Source organism: Planctomycetaceae bacterium (assembly GCA_021371795.1).
Taxonomy (GTDB): domain Bacteria; phylum Planctomycetota; class Phycisphaerae; order Sedimentisphaerales; family UBA12454; genus UBA12454.
This window is the reverse complement of record JAJFVK010000016.1, coordinates 1-18,584: the sequence shown is the minus strand read 5'-3', so window position 1 is coordinate 18,584 and position 18,584 is coordinate 1. Positions and strand designations below refer to the sequence as shown.

Genomic DNA, 18,584 nt, shown 5'->3' with positions numbered 1-18,584 from the left:
AAGAAGGTTTTACAGGAAGTTTATGCATAAACGGATTATTGGCATCATATTCATATTAATGTCCTTGATAACTGGCGAGGGATTTTGTGAAATCAGCTCCTCACAGGCAAAGTATTTCGGTGCCGAAGACCTCAACATCCGCGGCCGATCAATGACAGACTTCCAAACATCCGACAATGAACAAATCCTTGTTTTCGATAAAGGTTTTGAATTTACACTCGGCGATAACCACCTCAAAAGCGACAAATCCGTCGTTTGGCTGAACACAATCACAAGAGAACATCTGGGACAGCAAATCACCGAATACAGACTGACTATCTATTTGCAGGACAAAGTCAGTATGAATCAGGGCAAAAGCTCCAAGATGTCCGGCGTTGAAACGGAAAATCAGATAGTCGAAGGAGCCGAGTCGCTGGTCGCAAAATTCACCGTAACCGGAGAAGTTTTCATAACCGCTGACAATCGCATAACCGAAGACCCGCGAACAAGCGAGTTGTACCATAACGCACAAATCGCGACAGGCCAAATTAAAATAGAACCTCCGCAGGAAGAGGAAGAAACACAAGTCGCAGACGCTCAAACAGGCGATTCAAATACAGTACAGGAAAAATCTAAAAAAACATCCGCCGGCAATGCTCCGAAACTTAATATTTTCGGCGGAAATAAAACGGCCGCGGTCGCTGCCGAAGAAGAAACTTCCAAGAAGGCAAAAAAAGAAAAGAAAAAAGTTCAGCGGACGGCAAAACGCTCATGGTTCGCAGCCAAACCAAAAGTCGCTGAACCAAACGTAATACCGCCAAAGCCGAAAGTTAAAATCAGCTATCCTGTTAATATCAGCAGCGCAACAGAAAAGCCGATTGTGTTCAACAATGAAAATCTTCCGGACGGTACAGGCATCGCGTCTATTATGAACAGATTCTACCTGTGGCAAAAACAGAACGAAAACGGAATAACGCTCGAACTCATGGGCGACAGCGCCGTAATTTTCTACGCGAAGAAAACAGAAGAACCAAACACAACATCAAACGACCTGCCGGAAAACAACAGCATCAAAGGCATATATTTATACGGCGATGTTATAATGACCGAAGGCAGCAGAACAATTCGAGCCGCCGAGGCCTATTACGATTTCGTGAAAAAGCAGGCGCTGATGATAAAACCTGTAATAACCATTTATGACCCGCAGCGAGGCATTCCTGTTTATATACGAGCGGAGAAAATCAGGCAGGTATCGGAAACTCAATTCGCAGGCGAAAATGTTACGATGACCAACAGCGAATTTTACGTACCGCAGATCTCCGCGACGGCTTCAAAGGTGTTCATCACCGACACAACAACCGTTGACCAGGCGGCCGGCAAATTAGACAGCCATAGTTACGACGCCGTGATGGAAAACGTAAAAATGAAAATGAATGACAAAACAGTATTCTGGTGGCCGAGACTGCGAGGCAATGCCGAAAGTTCTGACCTTCCGCTTAAAAGAATTCAATTCAGCAATGACAACTCATTCGGCACTTCAATAGAAACCGAATGGTATCTGGCAAGAGTGCTGGGCGTTAAAGAACCCCGCGGCGTGGAATCCACTATGATGCTGGATACCTATTCCAAACGCGGCACAGGAGTAGGCGCAGACATCAATTATAAAAAAGAAAACTACTTCGGCGACATCAACGGATATATCATCAATGACAAGGGCGAAGACGACCTGGGAAGAAACAGGAAAAACATCGAGCCTGACCAGACAATGAGAGGAATGTTCAATTTCCAGCACAGGCACTTCCTGCCCGAACACTGGCAGCTTACGCTCGAATCAAGTTATATGTCGGATGAACACTTCCTTGAGGCGTTCAGACGCGAAGATTATTTCGAAGGAAGAGGCAGGGAAACGAGCGTACATCTGAAATGGATTAAAGACAATCAGGCATTCGCTGTCCTGGGCAGATGGCGAATAAACAAATGGGCAGACCAGCTCGAAGACCTTCCATCGGCGCAATATCATTTGACAGGCCAGTCGCTCTGGGACGATAAACTTACATTATACAACGACAGTATGCTCGGCAGATTCAGACAGCGAGTCGGTGAAAACCATAATTTCTATTTGAAAGACGAATACTACACTTTCGGCTACAACAGAACGGAAATCGATTTTCCGCTGCAATATAAAAAAGGGAGCATCGTTCCGTTTGTCGCCGGCACTTATGGCTATGACGACAGAAGCGGCTTTTCACAGGATGCGACCGCCGGCACAGGACCAAACGGCGAAGAGAATGTTTTCATCGGCGAAGCAGGCCTGCGAACATCGACGCAGTTCTGGAAGCAATATAAGTATGATTCCAAATTCTGGGACGTTCACGGACTTCGGCATATTGTAAAGCCTTATGCAACCGCATCTGTATTCGCGGAAAATTCCAACTACGTGGAGCAGCGCGATGTTGTTACGCTGGGCGTATTGCAGAGATGGCAGACAAAACGCGGTCAGGGCGACAAGCAGCGGCTCATCGACTGGATGCGTTTGAATCTTGAATACACAAAAGTCAGCGACCCTTCCGACGACAGACGGGCAGACAGGTCTTTATGGAACAATCCGTTTGTTCCGCTTTCAACGCTCGTTGCGCCGGGAATTTACAACAGCGACCTGGGCAACAATTACAGAACATTCGAAGTATTCGGCCCGCAGCGCGACAGTGTCAACGGCGATTACATCTGGAGAATCAGCGACACAACAGCAATCCTTAGCGATTTTAACTGGGATGTCGCCGACTCCGAAATCGAGCAGTTCAACATCGGCCTTTCGAGAATGGTTTGGCCGAATTTGAGTTTATACGTCGGCACAAGATATATGAGAAGCGTCCAAACCAACTATGACGGCGACGACAGGAAAGGTTCGAACGCCTTTACCTTTGCGGCAACATATAAACTTACGCCGCGTTATACGCTGGCTTTCGCACACCAGTACGACTTCGAACGCAACGGCCTGATTGCGACACAGGTTTCATTAATCAGAAGATACAACAGACTTTATTACGCACTTTCTTATGGCGTGGACGAATCACTTGACAGACGCACGATAACCCTTACTATATGGCCGGAAGGCGTTGGCGAATTGGCTGCGGGTAAAAAAAATATGCTCGGACTGGAAAGCCCCGCTGAAAGAAATTATTAATAATTAATTCCATTGCAGGAGTTAATACATAAGTATAGGTCTATCAGGTAATTGTAAATCTTTTATTTAATTTAAGGAAGGTAAAATGGCTTTAGTAACCACAGAAAAAATGTTCAAAATGGCCTACAAAAACGGCTATGCAATTGGCGCATTCAATGTCAACAATATGGAGATTACGCAAGGTATAGTAGAAGCTGTTGCGGAAAGAAAAGCTCCTTTGATTCTGCAGATTTCCAGAGGCGCAAGAAAGTACGCTTCGATGAGTTATTTGAAAGCGATAATTGACGTCGCAGTGAAGGAAAATCCCAACATTCCAATTTGTATGCACCTTGACCACGGCGATACATTCGAAAGCTGCAAACAGTGCGTTGATGACGGCTTCACATCTGTTATGATTGACGCTTCGCATCATTCTTTTGAAGATAATATCAAAATCACCAGGCAGGTAGTAGAATATGCTCACAAACACGGCGTTGTTGTCGAAGCGGAACTCGGCCAGCTCGGCGGAATCGAAGAAGACGTTGTCGGCTTATCGCACGATGATGTCGCAAGCCATCTGACAGACCCAAATCAGGCAATCGAATTCGTACAGAAAAGCGGTTGCGATTCATTAGCTGTCGCCTGCGGAACAAGTCACGGGGCTTATAAATTCAAAGCTGAACCGAAACTCGCGTTCGACGTAATACAGAAAGTCGCTGATAAGTTGCCGGGCTATCCTTTGGTAATGCACGGCTCAAGCAGCGTTCTGCCGGAATTCAAAGACCTTATTAATAAGTACGGCGGAAAAATGCCAGACGCAGTAGGCGTTCCGGAATATGCTATAACAAAGGCAGGCAAAATGGCTGTTTGCAAAATTAACATTGATACAGATTTGAGAATGGCAATGACCGCGAAGATTCGTCAGGTATTTGCTGAAAAGCCAGGCGAGTTCGACCCAAGAAATTATCTGGGACCGGCAAGAGAAGCTATCAAGGCGATGGTTATACACAAACTTGACGTACTCGGATGCAGCGGCAAAGCAGCTGAATGTATGTAAGCGATTTAACTTGAAAAATGTAAATACTTTTAAAATATAAATTCTAAAATAGGGTACAGGTAACCGTAAAACGTCCTGTACCCTATGGGTTTTAACTATGAAAAAAATTATCTCTCTGGTCTTCGTACTCCAAATACTGTTCTGCACTTCTTTTGCTTATTCATCAGAAACGGCAACTGCCGATTCCACATTTTCGGTTAAATCCGCAGTGCAGCAAATCTGCGACGGCAATTTCGCCGCGGCAGAGCAAATTATAAAGAAACCTGATGCCAACAACCCGGCATCGCAGCAGATACTCGGCGTAATCGCCGAATACAATAAACTCCAGAAGACAATGGAAGACGCGAGGGAAAAAGCGTATCAGGAACAGCTTGAGCAGCTCAAGAAATTCAAAGACGCTCCGGAAACAAACGAGCCGAATCTGCTGGAAGTTTTCCCTGTGATTTTAAAGGCACGCGATTTCGCGAACGAAAAAGAAAAGGCATCGGTACTCGAAATGCCTTATGTGAAAGAGACTATTGAAAAGGCGAAAAAGGCCGCAGCCGAATATGAAGCCAAAGGCAATTATATCAATTCTCTTATTTACTGTTATAGCTGGCTGGCCGCGCTTTATGACGAAGACAAAACTTATGAAAACAAAAGAGAGCAGCTTGAGGACAAAGCTGTTATAAGAGGCTCGATGCAGGACAGTCCCTGCGAATCGACAAAAGACAGATATGAAAAAATCACGCCGGAGATTTTCTCACGAACCCTTGATATGCTCGAGTATGGATACGTCGCGCCGTTCAAATATAACGATATGGCCGAAAAAGCGTTCAAGAGAATGAACTCCATGGCGGAAGTCTTGAGCACAAGCACTTATGTCGAAACGCCGGCCGAATCGAATTCAACCGCCAAAAAAGACGAAAACGCGATAAGCTTCAGTTTTGACAAGGACGGCATACAGGGTTTCGTCGCCGGCATTAACGCATTGCAGAAAGAATACTCATCCGAAGATGTGTCGAGTATGAGCAAAGACCAGTATGTAAAACTCTTTAAAAGAATGCTTGCTCTCAATTTATCGACAATAAAACTGCCGCAGCAAATTGTTATCTGGCACATCGGCGACGCATCGCTAAGTGCGCTCGACCCACACACAACAATTATTTGGCCAAAGCAGGTCGAAGATTTTGAAAAAAGTATGACCAACGAATTCACCGGCATCGGCGTTGAGATTTCCAAACAGGACGGCCAGCTAAAAGCCGTCAGTCTCGTGCCCGGCGCGCCGGCTTATCATTCCGGCATTGACGCAGGCGATATAATCGAAGCCGTTAACGGCGAAAGCACAAAAGATATGACAATCACCTGCGCCGTGAGCAAAATTACAGGCCCTGCCGGCACAAAAGTAACGCTCACTGTTCGCAGACCAGATTCTGAAAAATCAAGAGAGATTACAATCACAAGAGCACGAATCATTGTGCCGACAATCCGCGGATGGTCCAGAGACAATAACGGCAGTTGGCTGTACTTCGTGGACGACAAGGAAAAAATCGGCTACGTCAGAATTACACAATTTTCCGCTACGACAGCATCCGACCTGAACAACGCAATTACAAAACTCGAAAGCGAAGGTTTGAAAGCCCTGATTTTGGATTTGAGATTCAACACCGGCGGTTACCTGCAAAGCGCTGCGGACATTACAGACCTGTTCGTTGAAAAAGGCGTAATGGTAAGCACACAGCCGCGAGTCGGACTGCCCACGTGGGAAACAGCGGAGAAAAAAGGAACGCATCCGAATTATCCGCTGGTGATATTGATTAACTCAAGCTCGGCAAGCGCATCTGAAATCGTATCGGGCGCACTTTCCGACAAGGCATTTAAACGCGCCACACTCGTCGGCGAACAAAGCTACGGAAAAGGCAGCGTGCAGACCATTTCCGAATATCCCGGCGGCGGCTCACAGCTTAAATACACAATGGCATATTATCATCTGCCGTCCGGCCAGCGAGTAAACGACCGCTGGGCACAGCAAAAGCAAAACAAAAAAGACTGGGGCGTTATGCCGCATATCAAAGTAGAAATGACCGGCGATGAAATGAAAAAAATGCTCGAGATGGAACGCGATAACGACGTTCTGGCTGCGGCAGACCATAATGACAATGGCACTAAACTAAAAAGGCACGACCTGCAGGAAACACTAACAAGCGATTATCAGCTCCAGATTGCAATTCTTGCGGCAAAAGCAAAAATTATTGAATCAGGACTAAAAGAATGACAGAGCAACAGGACACAGGCTCGCCGCAAAACGAAGCGGGCAAATTTGAACAGCAGCGTAACGAAAAACTTTCGAAAATCAAACAACTCGGCGTTGACCCTTATGGCGGCCGGTTTGATAACGCAGAATCGACAGAAGCGATACGTAAAAAATTCGATGAAAAAATTCAGCCGCCGCAGAGAGCTATCTGCGCGGGCAGAATAGTTCTGCTGCGAGACATCGGCAAACTGATTTTCATTACGCTCCGCGACAGCGGTGGAATTATCCAAATCGGATTGAGCAAAAAACATCTCGAAAACCACTGGCCGGTCATTAAGCTGGTCGAACTGGGCGACATTGTCGGCGTCGAAGGACAGCTTGGTCTTACAAAGACAGGCGAGCTTACAATCTGGGTTGAGAATTTCACGCTGCTTACAAAATCGGTTCTTCAGCCGCCGGAGAAATTCCACGGCCTGTCAGATACCGAATTACGTTATCGTCAGCGATACGTTGACCTCTGGGCAAATCCGGAAGTTATGCAGCGATTCAAAACGCGGCTCGATATGGTATCGACAATCAGAAAATTCCTCGGCGAAAGAGGATTTATGGAAGTTGAAACGCCTATGATGCAGACCATCGCAGGCGGTGCAGCGGCAAAACCATTCATTACTCATCACAACGCTTTGGATATCGATTTGTATCTGCGAATCGCGCCGGAACTGTTCCTGAAAAGACTGCTCGTGGGCGGAATGGAAAAAGTTTTCGAGATTAACCGTAATTTCAGAAACGAGGGCTTAAGCCCTCGCCATAATCCTGAATTTACGATGATGGAAATTTATCAGGCGTATGCCGATTATAATATTATGATGGAACTGACAGAATCGCTGGTTTCCACGCTGATTGAAAAGCACTGCGGAAGCACAAAAATAAAATTCGGCGATTATGAAATTGATTTTACAAGGCCGTGGAAACGCGCACCTTACGCCGAATTAGTCAAACAATACTGCGGCTGCGACATAAACGATATTGCCGAGGTACGCAAAAAAGCGAAAGCCGCCGGTATGGACGAGTCGAAAATGGATGATGAAGTCGTCGTAAACAAACTTTTCGAAGAAAAAGTCGAGGCAAATCTTGTCAATCCGACTTTCGTAATTGATTATCCCGGCAAACTGTGTCCGCTGACAAAGCGAAGCAAAACAAATCCGGAACTTGCCGAGCGATTCGAGCTTTACGCAGGCTGTATTGAGCTTGCCAACGCATATACCGAGCTTAACGACCCTGCGGTTCAATTGGAAAATTTCTCCTCGCAGGTAAAAGGCGCAGGCGAAGACGAAGATACCTTCCGCAGTCTCGATGAGGATTTCATCACGGCATTGAAATACGGTATGCCCCCTGCCGGCGGTTTGGGTATCGGCATCGACAGACTTGTTATGCTTTTGACAGGAACGACTAATATCAGAGACGTAATTCTGTTCCCACTACTGAAGCCGGAGAAAATTTAAGATTTAAAATTGAAGATTGAAGATTGAAATTTGAGTTCCCTGTTCAAAAACTTAAAATTTTCAATCTTCATTCTTCCTTCTTCAATAAAGAGCCAGAAAGACGGATAAATGCTTAAGTTTTATTTAGCGATGCGATACCTTAAAAAACGCAGAATAGTTTTCTTAAGCATTGCGGCGGTGATGCTTTCGACGACGCTGCTTGTTACTGTCGCAAGTCTGTTCACCGCTTTCATACACGCTATCGAGCTTAACGCCTCTGAATATCTCGGCGATATCGTTCTTGAGCCGACGATAAGAATAACGCATTACGATTCGCTGCTGACCAGACTCAACGCAAATGGAGTAATCGATTCGGCGACGCCCGTGCTGTCGTCGAGCGGATTAATTTATCTCGATGCTGGTAATGTTAAAGCCGTCAACTTCTGGGGTATAGACCTCCAGAGCAGATGCAAAGTAACAAACTTCAAAAACAATCTGCTGATGCAGAAAAAATCAGCCAGTCTGATTAATTTCAATAACGACGCAAATAATACATCTGTCGCACTTGTCGGCATTGCGATGCTGACCGAGCCGGACGCGAAAACGGACAAGTATGATTTGGCAAAGGCCGAAAGTTACATCGGCAAAAAAGCTATAATAACTACCGGCACACTGGGCAGCGACGGCAGTCAGGCCAAAGGCGTTTCGTTGACCCGCTCGGTCGCGGTTACAATATCCGATGTTGTTTTCACCGCGGTTTATGAAATCGACAAGCGATTTGTCTTTCTGCCGATTGAGGATTTATCGAAATTGCTGCTCGGCAGCGACACAAACATCAAAGCGGCTGACATTATTCATATCAAATGCAAACCGGGAGTTTCGCCGGCCGATGCGATTCCAACTGTTCGGAAAATATGGCTGGAATTCGCAACGCAGGACATCGGCTGGCCGGAATCGTTCGCGGCAGATTCGGAAATTATCACCGCGATGCAAAAACAGGCCGGCTATACCGGCGAACTTAAAAAACAAATGGGCGTGCTGCTGGTCGTATTCGGAATTATCAGCGCGGGCATTATCGTGCTGGTGTTCTGCATCTTCTATATGATTGTAAAGGCCAAACTCAAAGACCTGGCGATTATAAAATCAATCGGCGCATCTTCGACGGATATAATTTCGATATTTTTGCTGTTCGGTTTGTTTGTCGGCATTGTTGGTGCGACAGGCGGAATTGCGATTGGCTATTTCATTACGCACAATATCAACGCAATCGAACAATTTATAAGCAGTATCTTCGGCCTGAAACTATGGGACAGCAGCACATATATGTTCACAAAGATACCAAGTTATTTCGACTGGTACTGGGCGATATGTTTCTTTTTCGCTGCAATCGCGGCATCGGTGCTCGGCGCGGTTATCCCTTCGCTTATCGCGGCAAAAACTTCGCCGGTGAAAATTTTACGGTATGAATAAATGTACGATATAATATTGCCATTAAAATTATTCAAGAGTAACAAGCTGACCATCCTCGCGGTGCTGGCGGTCGCGGTGAGTGTGTTTACCGTCATCGTCGTTATGACCGTGATGAACGGCCTGACCGTAGATTTTATAAATCAGAATCACCGCTTCTATTCAGACTGCATTATCTCGACCGATTCGCTTGTGGGCTTTGCGGATTATAACGAATTTGCAACTCTGCTGCGTTCGCAGGATTATGTCGAAAGCGCAACGCCTGTGATTAATTCATTCGGCCTGGTACTATTAGAAAACACAGGACGCAGCGGCCCGATGACTCTTATGGGAATCGACGTTGACCATCATTTCAAAACAACCGGCTTTGCCGATAGTTTATATTATCGCAAGGACAAGTTGCCGCTTGCGTTTGTGCCTACTTATAATGATGAACTGCCCGGCTGCATCGTGGGAATCGACCTGATTGAAAACAGAGATGAATGGGGCAATTACCAGTTATGGCCAGCAACGCCCAGACGCACTTTCAACATCACCTGCTTCCCGCTTTCTCCAAAGGGAACGCTTGTAAAAACCGGAACTTCGATTTCCGCAAATACTAAAACTTATCATCAAAGCGACAACTCGAACACCGGCCTTGCGAAAGTTGACGGCACAACGGTATATCTGCCGTTCGATGAACTGCAAACGCTCAACGGTATGGATATGCAAATAAAAAGAACCTCGGCAATATTTATAAAATTTAAACACGGACATAACACCGAAAAATCCGTCGAAAAAACAGCCGCGTTGTGGAAATCTTTTACAGGCTTTGCGACAGACCCGACGGCTATTAATCTTTCCAAGAATGTAAACGTTCAGGATTTCAAAAGCTACAAACGTGAGACCATCGCGCCAATGGAAAAGGAACGCGCAATGATGCTTATGCTCTTCCTGATGGTCGGACTGATTACGGTCTTTATTATTTTTGTGATTTTCTATATGATAATCGGCAGAAAGAACAAAGACATCGGAATATTGAAAAGCATCGGCGCTTCCCGATTCGGCATAACGCTGGTATTCTTGCGATACGCGGTGCTGATAGGAATTGTCGGCTCGGCAATCGGAACGGCAGCGGGACTTGTTTTTCTCGATTACGTTAATGACCTTGAAGGCTGGCTGTTCTACAAATTCGGTTTCCAGTTGTGGAATCGTGAGATTTACGCGATTGGCGATATACCGAATCACACGGGCGTTGCGCTTCCGGTCGCTGTGGCCGCGGCGGCAATTATCGCCTGTCTGCTTGGCGCAGCACTGCCGACAATAAAAGCAGCAAGACAAAATTGTGTAGATATTTTACGAGTGAATAATATATGACAGAAGACAATTACATATTGAGCTGCAAAAACATTTTCAAATCCTATAAGATGGGCGCGATGAAATTGGAAGTGCTCAAAGGCGTTGATATGAACATCGCCAAAGGCGAATTCATTGCCATCAAAGGCGCTTCCGGCAGCGGCAAGAGCACCCTGCTGCACATACTCGGCACGCTCGATAAACCCGACAAGGGAAGTGTTTTTTACTGCGGAAAAGACCTGAATTCGTTCAGCGGAACGAAAATTAATGAATTCCGGAATAAAAAAATAGGTTTTGTGTTTCAGTTCTATCATTTGCTTGACGAATTAACAGTTTTGCAGAACGTCCTGCTGGCGCCGATGATTCAGACCGGCACGCTCGGTTGGCTGATGAAGGCCGGACAGGCCAAAAAAGCGGCTTTAAAGCTGCTGGACGAGATGGGACTGTCGGCCAGAATCGAGCACAGGCCGTTCCAGCTTTCCGGCGGCGAACGCCAGAGGGTCGCAATCGCACGGGCATTAATTAACGCTCCGGACGTAATTTTAGCAGATGAACCGACAGGAAACCTTGACTCTGAAACTGGAAATGATATTTTAAAGGTATTGGAAAAGCTAAACAGTGCCGGCCAGACGATTGTTATGGTCACGCACGATGACAGAATTGCCGCCAAAGCGCAGCGGATTATCAGGCTCACAGACGGCAAAATTAGTACAAATTGAAGATTGAAAAATGAAGATTGAATATTTTAAATATCTCGCCGGAGGCGGCTCCACAAATCTTCAATCTTAAATCTTCAATCTTAATTTTTTTTACGGAGTATATATGGCTTTAAAAATTTGGCTCAACGACAGATTGGTAAACGAACAGGATGCTAAAGTCAGCGTTTTCGATCACGGCCTGCTTTACGGCGATGGCGTGTTCGAGGGTATTCGCGTTTACAGTTCAAAAGTTTTCGAACTCGATACGCACCTGAAAAGACTTTACGAATCCGCGAAAGTCATAAGACTTAATATAGGTATGTCGATGGAAGATATGGCAAAAGCGACACAAGAAACCGTCAAGGCGAATAACATCGTTGACGGCTATATTAGACTTGTAGTTACCAGAGGCGTCGGCAATTTGGGACTGAATCCCTTCACGTGCGAAAAGGCACTGATAATTATTATCGCGGACAAGATTCAGCTCTATCCGCCGGAATTATACGAAAGGGGCCTGAAGGTCGTCAGTGCCTGCACGATTCGCAATCATCCGCTTGCGATACCGCCACAGGTAAAGAGCCTGAACTATCTGAATAATATTATGGCGAAAATTGAATGTCTCGACGCCGGCGCACAGGAAGCGATTATGTATAATCACGAAGGTTACGTCGCCGAAGCTTCGGGCGATAATGTTTTCATCGTTAAGAACAGCATACTTGCCACGCCTCCAATTCAGACCGGCGCACTGGAAGGTGTAACGAGAAACGTCGTTATGAGTCTGGCAGCAGCGGAGAAAATTGAAGTCGTCCAGAAAAATCTTACCCGCTTCGACCTTTACGTCGCTGACGAAGTTTTCCTGACAGGCACCGCCGCCGAAGTCATAGGCGTTGTCGAAATAGACAGCAGAAAAATATCGGACGGCAAACCCGGCCCGGTTACACAGATGCTTCGTAAAAAATTCTTCGAATACGCGCACGGCCGGTCTAAATAACAGTATGACTACACAAAATCCGACATCCGCTTATACTGCGCTCATAGCAAACCAACTGGAGGAAGTCAGAAATTTCATATCTGTTCAGCTTCAATGCCCGGACGCAAGGCTCGAGCAATTCCTCGATTACATAAAAAATCGGCAGGGCAAAATGATTCGCGCTTCGGTGCTTCTGCTCTGCGGAAAATTACTCGGCGAACTAAATCATCTGCACATCGGCGTTGCCGGCACAATCGAAATGATTCACGCCGCGACACTTCTGCACGACGATGTCATCGACAGCGGCAGCACACGCAGATTTCAGCCGACGGCAAATAATATTTGGGGCGCTAATCAGGCCGTACTGCTCGGCGATTATCTTTTGAGCAAGGCGTTTTTGGCTTTGTCTGATTTCGGCAGAAACGACATCAACAAAATTATCACCGACACCGCCTCGACGATTTGTCAGGGCGAAATGGTGCAAAACACCTGCCGCGGCGATTTCAAAATCAAAGTTGAAGATTATCTCGACGTAATCTCCAAAAAAACAGCGGTGTTTTTCGCAGCGTCCGCACAGCTTGCCGGCATTATCTCAAATGCTGATACAAAAACCTGCAAAAGCCTTTACGACTTCGGCCATAATCTCGGCATGGCTTTTCAAATCACTGATGATTTAATCGATGTTCTCGGCGCAGAAAACAACACCGGCAAAACCACCGGCAGAGACCTTGAAAACAAAGTCCCGACTATGCCAATTCTCAAGAGCATAGATTTTACCAAGTCCCAAATTGCACAATTCCGCCAAAACGCTCTTGATATAATCGACGGCTTCGCCGCCAATCCAGCCGCAAAGGCACTAAAAGAACTTACAATTTGCGCAACCCAAACCGCTTTATAAACCAAACTATATTTCACATTTGAGATTGCCGCGGTCGCCCTAAAGGACTCCCTCCCACAAGGGGACTGTAGTCGCAATGACACAAAAACGCAAATTATGTCATTGCGAGGAGTTCTGATGGAATCGGAACGACGAAGCAATCTCATCGTTTCAAAGTGTCACAGATTTCTCTTTACGTTTCCCTTCAATTGTGTCAAAATATCTGCCATATTGAATTTTATGGAGACACAAAAAATGAAAAATTCACTTATCGTTTTGGCAATTCTTTTATTTCCGGTTTGTCTTTTCGCCGCCGAAAGCAATTCCGTTTCCGTTACGGTTTACAACAGCAATTTCGGCGTAGTCAAAGAACAGCGAATGATGGATTTTGAAAAAGGCGTTAACACATTGAAATTTACCGACGTCGCGGCGTCAATCGACCCGACAAGTGTAAGTTTCCAGTGCCTGTCGTCGCCGGGCAAAATTTCCATTCTCGAACAGAATTACGAATATGACCTCGTCGGCACGCAAAGCCTGCTGAACAAATACATTGATAAAGTCGTCATAATTTCCATCAAAGGCAGCGGTGCTGACGCCGGAAGCGTAGTGGATGGTGTTTTGCTGGCAGCAAGAGATAACAACTTAATAATCAAAGATGAAAACAACCTAATCCAAATCATCGCACAGGACAGCGTTGGACATATTTCGCTGCGGTCTCTGCCGGAAGGTCTGATTACAAGGCCGACGCTCGTCTGGCTCGCAAACTCCGAAACCGAGGGCAGCGAGAAATGCCAGGTTACATATACAACCGAAAACATAAGCTGGAAAGCGGACTACTCGGCAATTCTCAACGCCGATGAAAACGGCTTAAACTTCAGTGGCTGGGTAACAATCGACAACCAAAGCGGAGCGGCATATAAAGATGCGAAAGTTAAACTCATCGCAGGCGACGTAAGAAGAATTACTCCGCCGCAGCAGATGATGAAAAACGATATGGTATATGCGACAAGAGCAGTAATGGCCGAAGCGGCGGGCTTTGAAGAAAAATCTTTTATGGAATACCATCTTTATACCCTCGGCAGACCAAGCACGATAAATAATAATCAAACAAAACAGATTGAATTTATTGCGCCTGTGGAAAATATACCCGCAAAGAAAATTTATCTTTATGAGCCGCAGAAAGACCAGAAAAAAGTTCAGATAAAATTCGAGTTTGAAAACAAAAAGGAACTCGGCCTCGGTATCGCTCTGCCGAAAGGCAAAGTACGCGTATTCAAGAAAGACACCGATGGCGAACTGGAATTTGTCGGCGAGGATGAAATCGACCATACGCCGAATAAGGAAAAATTATCACTTTATATTGGCGATGCGTTCGACATCACAGTTGAATACAAGATTTTAGATAGCAAAGTCGTCAGCAGTAGTGCAGGTGTCCAAAAAAGCAGATGGGAAAAACGCTCTATCGAATTGCGAAACCGCAAAGATTCCGCCGTTACGATATTTGTCGATGAGAAATTTTCGCCGTGGGTAAACTGGAAAATCGAAGATTCGACCCATCCGCAAATAAAGAAAGACGCGACAACAGCGCGATTCACCGTCGAAATCCCCGCCGATTCAAACGCGACACTCGAATATTCTGTAATGCAGAAATGGTAACACCTTAAACATTAGGAGAAAATTATGAAAAAAGTTACGATATTAAAAATCACAAATGTTCTTCTGCTGATTCTCTTTGTTAATCAGGCTGTTTCGGTAATCTTTCGTGAACATTACTCACACGAGGCATTTGGCTTTTTCCACAAAGACGCCGGCATAGTTTTGCTTTGCCTTATGGGACTGCATCTTTTTCTAAATTTCAATTGGTTCAAGTCCAGCTTTATTCATAAAAAAATTTAGATAAATTTTTCATTGAAGGAAGAAGGGTATGTTAGAGATAGAAAAAATATCTTCGTGCGCAATTGTCTTGTTAATTGCGGCGTTTTACGCAAATGCCGATGTGAATAAAACGACATCAACGATTTTAAGGACAGCAGTCATCACTGGTATGATGTTTCTGAAAAAGCCAACATCGTCAATCCAAAGCCGAATCAATCGCGATACAGCGAAAGCCAAACAAAAGAAATCGCCGACAATATTCTGCTCTACCAGCACAGCAACGGCGGCTGGCCGAAAAATTACGATATGCGGGCGATATTGACAGATGCGCAAAAAGAGCAGATTCTCAACTCAAAAAATCTTGCGCACACGACTTTCGACAACGGCACGACCTTTTCGCAAATCAAATATCTGGCACAGACTTACGAAAAAATCAAAGATGAAAAGTACAAAGATGCCGCTTTGCGTGGGATTGATTTTACGCTCGCCGCGCAGTACGCCAACGGCGGCTGGCCGCAGTTTTATCCGCTCGAAGACAAATACACAAAGCACATTACTTTTAACGATGGCGCGATGATTGGCATAATGAGTATGCTCAAGGAAATTTTGGATAACAAATCATATTTTGCTTTTGTTGACTTGCCGCGGATGGAGAAAATTAAAATCGCGTTCGATAAAGGTATAGAGTGCATATTGAAATGTCAGATAAGAGAGGACGGCAGATTGTTGAGTTGGTGTCAGCAGCACGACGAGATAACTTTTTTGCCGGCAAAAGCACGCGCGTACGAGCTGCCGAGTATTTGCAATGACGAGGGTGCGGAAATTACGCTTTTTCTGATGAGCCTTGGTAATCCGAGTCCTGAAATTATTAACGCCGTTGAATCGGCGGCAAAATGGTTTGAAGAATCGAAGATTTACGGAATAAGGGTTGAGGAAATTAATTCGACGGAAGTAAAATTTGAGTCGCGAACGAGTAAAACAAATAAAGATAAGGTTGTGGTGAAAGACGCAAACGCACCGGCTATATGGGCGAGATATTACCAGTTGAAAACACATAAGCCGTTTTTCTCAAACCGCAACGGCGAAATTTTGGAGACTATGGCCGAGGTTGACAGAGAGCGTCGCATTGGCTATGGCTGGTACACTTACCGCCCGCAGAAAGTTTTGAACAAATTGCCAAAATGGCAAAAGAAATGGAAATAAAATCTTAATCAAAATATTATATAAGAAGGAGTATGAAATGAAGAACGTAATATGTTGGTTGGCATTCATTTTCTTGTTTTACATTTGTTTAACCGAGGTCAAGGCTTACACATTAAATGATGTTTCCAATATTTATAATGAATATGGTGAGGCCAAAACCAGGGAAATTTTAAAATCTATAGGCAACTGTACGCCGGAAGAGGCGAACTCACTTATTGAAATATCTATACACAAAAAAACCAATATCATAGAGCCGAATGCATATCAGCAAAAAAAACTAGAAAAAACCTCCTTGGGTCGTGTAACATCTGTGATCGATGGATGCACGATTAAAATTGATGCCAATAGCACATTAAGCTTAATCGGTATAGTTGTTCCTGAATCAGGCGACTCATATTCCAAAATAGCTGCCATCTATTTAAGAAATTTACTGCTTGGCGAAACTGTGTATATCGAACGTGAACCAAATCAAAACAGCAGCGCCGGATATGACAATTCTTTTGTTTATTTATATCGATATCCTGACGGCCTTTTCATAAATGAGGAAATCATACGTCAGGGATATGGAAAATGTTACACCAGATTGCCTTTCAAATATATGGCGAAATTCCAGTCATTTGAAAGCATCGCTTCAAAAACCCCAAAGGGTCTTTGGAAATTAGAGAATAATTCTTATAGTCCCGCACCTAATACGATTGTCAAAACCAATCCTCCAATCAATCGCCCTGCATCCGGAGATTCAAATACATCACCTGATATTGTTTCACCTGCACCCGCCACAGAGAAATACGAAACATCTGAAAATAATTATACGTCTGACAAAGTGTATGTTAATGGCTATTATCGCAAAGATGGAACTTATGTTAAAGGGTACTATAGGAGAAAAGCAAAAAGATAATAAAACTATATGGCTTCTTTGTTGAAGCCCGATATTCCGACAGGGGCATTAAATTTAAACAAACATTTTCAAAAACTTGATGAGTTGCGGAATATTTTCCTTTGCCACCTTATAGATTCTTTCCTGTTTTATTTCGCCATATTCGTGAATCAGAATATTGCGCTGGCCTATAATTTGCCGCCAAGGGTTTTCTGGATGAGCATTACGAAAATCGTCAGAGACTCTTCTCGCCGCTTCCCCGATAACCTCTAAAGTCCGTTCAACAGCCAGTTGCGTCCTGCGGTCATTTGAATATTTAATGAAATCCATACCATCAATAAGCATCTGGGCTGTTTGTGCCGCATCAAGCATATCCCATAAATAGGCTGCGTTTCTTTCGTCAGGCCGCATATATCACCCTGTTGGAAGCAAGTATCGATTGTCTGCGAAATGGATTTTTCAAAGTATCCTTTTCAACCAAGTCCACTTTTCGCCCAAAAATTATTTTTAATTCGTCAATCATATCGACGAAATCAAACAAGCTCCAGCCTGCATCATCCTTAAAGCTGACAAGCAAATCAATATCGCTGTCCGGTCGAAAACTTTTTGACAGAACCGAGCCAAAAAGCGACATTTCCAAAACTTTCCACTTGAGACAGAATTCCTCTATGTTTTTTTGCGGTAATGTAATTCCTAATTGAGCCATATATTGCCTCCGCCGTATATTATATTTGCAACAGTGATTAAAATCCAAAAAAAAATAAAAGCGCACAAAAAAAGCCCGCTCTTTCGAACGGGCTTTTAATATCGAAAACAGTTATACCGCTACAGCGAAAATGTCTGACTTTAGTCTCGTCCGAAGACGAGAAACTAAATTCCTTTAGAAAGGAGGTGATCCAGCCGCAGGTTCCCCTACGGCTACCTTGTTACGACTTAGTGCCAGTCACCGAACCTACCGTAGGCAGTCGCATCCATTGCTGGTTTGCAAACTGACTTTGGGTATTTCCGGCTTCCATCACTTGACGGGCGGTGTGTACAAGGCTCAGGAACACATTCACCGCGGTATGCTGACCCGCGATTACTAGCGATTCCGGCTTCATGCAGGCGAGTTGCAGCCTGCAATCCGAACTGGGGCACATTTTTTGCGATTGGCTTGCTCTCACGAGTTTGCATCGCTTTGTATGTGCCATTGTAGGACGTGTGCAGCCCTAGTCATAAAGGCCATGAGGACTTGACGTCATCCCCACCTTCCTCCGGTTTGTCACCGGCAGTTCCGCCAGAGTCCTCAGCTTTACCTGTTAGTAACTGACAGTAGGGGTTGCGCTCGTTGCGGGACTTAACCCAACACCTCACGGCACGAGCTGACGAC

Annotated in this window: 16 protein-coding genes and 1 rRNA gene; 14 read left to right on the top strand and 3 right to left on the bottom strand. The window is 45.0% G+C overall.

Translation table 11 applies throughout. The annotated features are described in order from the left end of the window. Positions 1-22: 22 nt before the first annotated feature. From LLF92_08005 to LLF92_07940, 14 genes are all read left to right on the top strand, one after another. Positions 23-3,163, top strand: coding sequence for an LPS-assembly protein LptD (locus LLF92_08005; protein ID MCE5341055.1), 3,141 nt, complete (start codon positions 23-25; stop codon positions 3,161-3,163). A gap of 85 nt (positions 3,164-3,248) precedes the next feature. Beyond that, positions 3,249-4,199, top strand: coding sequence for a class II fructose-1,6-bisphosphate aldolase (fba, locus tag LLF92_08000; GenBank protein MCE5341054.1), 951 nt, complete (start codon positions 3,249-3,251; stop codon positions 4,197-4,199). A 97-nt stretch (positions 4,200-4,296) separates the two neighbouring features. After that, positions 4,297-6,453: a S41 family peptidase gene (locus LLF92_07995; GenBank protein MCE5341053.1), complete on the top strand. Its 2,157-nt coding sequence runs from the start codon at positions 4,297-4,299 to the stop codon at positions 6,451-6,453. After that, the gene (lysS, locus tag LLF92_07990) at positions 6,450-7,934 is read left to right on the top strand and encodes a lysine--tRNA ligase (GenBank protein ID MCE5341052.1); all 1,485 of its coding nucleotides are present in this window, start codon (positions 6,450-6,452) and stop codon (positions 7,932-7,934) included. The genes LLF92_07995 and lysS overlap by 4 nt, the downstream gene beginning before the upstream one ends. Before the next feature lie 108 nt (positions 7,935-8,042). After that, a complete protein-coding gene (locus LLF92_07985; protein ID MCE5341051.1) occupies positions 8,043-9,383 on the top strand; it encodes a hypothetical protein in 1,341 nt (446 codons plus the stop codon). Continuing rightward, the gene (locus LLF92_07980) at positions 9,384-10,736 is read left to right on the top strand and encodes an FtsX-like permease family protein (GenBank protein MCE5341050.1); all 1,353 of its coding nucleotides are present in this window, start codon (positions 9,384-9,386) and stop codon (positions 10,734-10,736) included. It abuts the gene before it with no gap. Next, positions 10,733-11,434 carry an ABC transporter ATP-binding protein gene (locus LLF92_07975; protein MCE5341049.1) on the top strand — a complete coding sequence of 234 codons (702 nt, stop codon included), beginning with the start codon at positions 10,733-10,735 and terminating at the stop codon, positions 11,432-11,434. The genes LLF92_07980 and LLF92_07975 overlap by 4 nt, the downstream gene beginning before the upstream one ends. Positions 11,435-11,537: 103 nt before the next feature. After that, on the top strand, positions 11,538-12,404 hold the full coding sequence (gene ilvE / locus LLF92_07970; protein ID MCE5341048.1) for a branched-chain-amino-acid transaminase: 867 nt from the start codon (positions 11,538-11,540) through the stop codon (positions 12,402-12,404). A gap of 4 nt (positions 12,405-12,408) precedes the next feature. Next, on the top strand, positions 12,409-13,281 hold the full coding sequence (locus LLF92_07965; GenBank protein MCE5341047.1) for a polyprenyl synthetase family protein: 873 nt from the start codon (positions 12,409-12,411) through the stop codon (positions 13,279-13,281). Positions 13,282-13,515: 234 nt separating this feature from the next. Continuing rightward, positions 13,516-14,916, top strand: coding sequence for a DUF4139 domain-containing protein (locus LLF92_07960; protein MCE5341046.1), 1,401 nt, complete (start codon positions 13,516-13,518; stop codon positions 14,914-14,916). A gap of 24 nt (positions 14,917-14,940) precedes the next feature. Beyond that, positions 14,941-15,156, top strand: a complete 216-nt coding sequence (locus LLF92_07955; protein ID MCE5341045.1) for a hypothetical protein — start codon at positions 14,941-14,943, stop codon at positions 15,154-15,156. 28 nt (positions 15,157-15,184) lie between these two features. Further along, positions 15,185-15,457 (top strand): hypothetical protein, encoded by a 273-nt coding sequence (locus tag LLF92_07950; GenBank protein MCE5341044.1) that lies wholly within the window; start codon positions 15,185-15,187, stop codon positions 15,455-15,457. Next, on the top strand, positions 15,397-16,338 hold the full coding sequence (pelA, locus tag LLF92_07945; protein MCE5341043.1) for a pectate lyase: 942 nt from the start codon (positions 15,397-15,399) through the stop codon (positions 16,336-16,338). Before LLF92_07950 ends, pelA begins: the two co-directional genes overlap by 61 nt. Positions 16,339-16,375: 37 nt before the next feature. After that, positions 16,376-17,236, top strand: coding sequence for a thermonuclease family protein (locus LLF92_07940; protein MCE5341042.1), 861 nt, complete (start codon positions 16,376-16,378; stop codon positions 17,234-17,236). Between the two features lie 54 nt (positions 17,237-17,290). On the opposite strand, the gene LLF92_07935 is transcribed toward LLF92_07940, so the two are convergent. The 3 genes from LLF92_07935 to LLF92_07925 form a co-directional block, all read right to left on the bottom strand. Further along, complete coding sequence (locus LLF92_07935; protein ID MCE5341041.1) at positions 17,291-17,626, bottom strand: DUF86 domain-containing protein; 336 nt, start codon at positions 17,624-17,626, stop codon at positions 17,291-17,293. Then, positions 17,616-17,921: a nucleotidyltransferase domain-containing protein gene (locus tag LLF92_07930; protein MCE5341040.1), complete on the bottom strand. Its 306-nt coding sequence runs from the start codon at positions 17,919-17,921 to the stop codon at positions 17,616-17,618. Before LLF92_07930 ends, LLF92_07935 begins: the two co-directional genes overlap by 11 nt. A 178-nt stretch (positions 17,922-18,099) precedes the next feature. Continuing rightward, positions 18,100-18,584 (bottom strand): 16S ribosomal RNA (locus tag LLF92_07925); the annotation flags it as partial.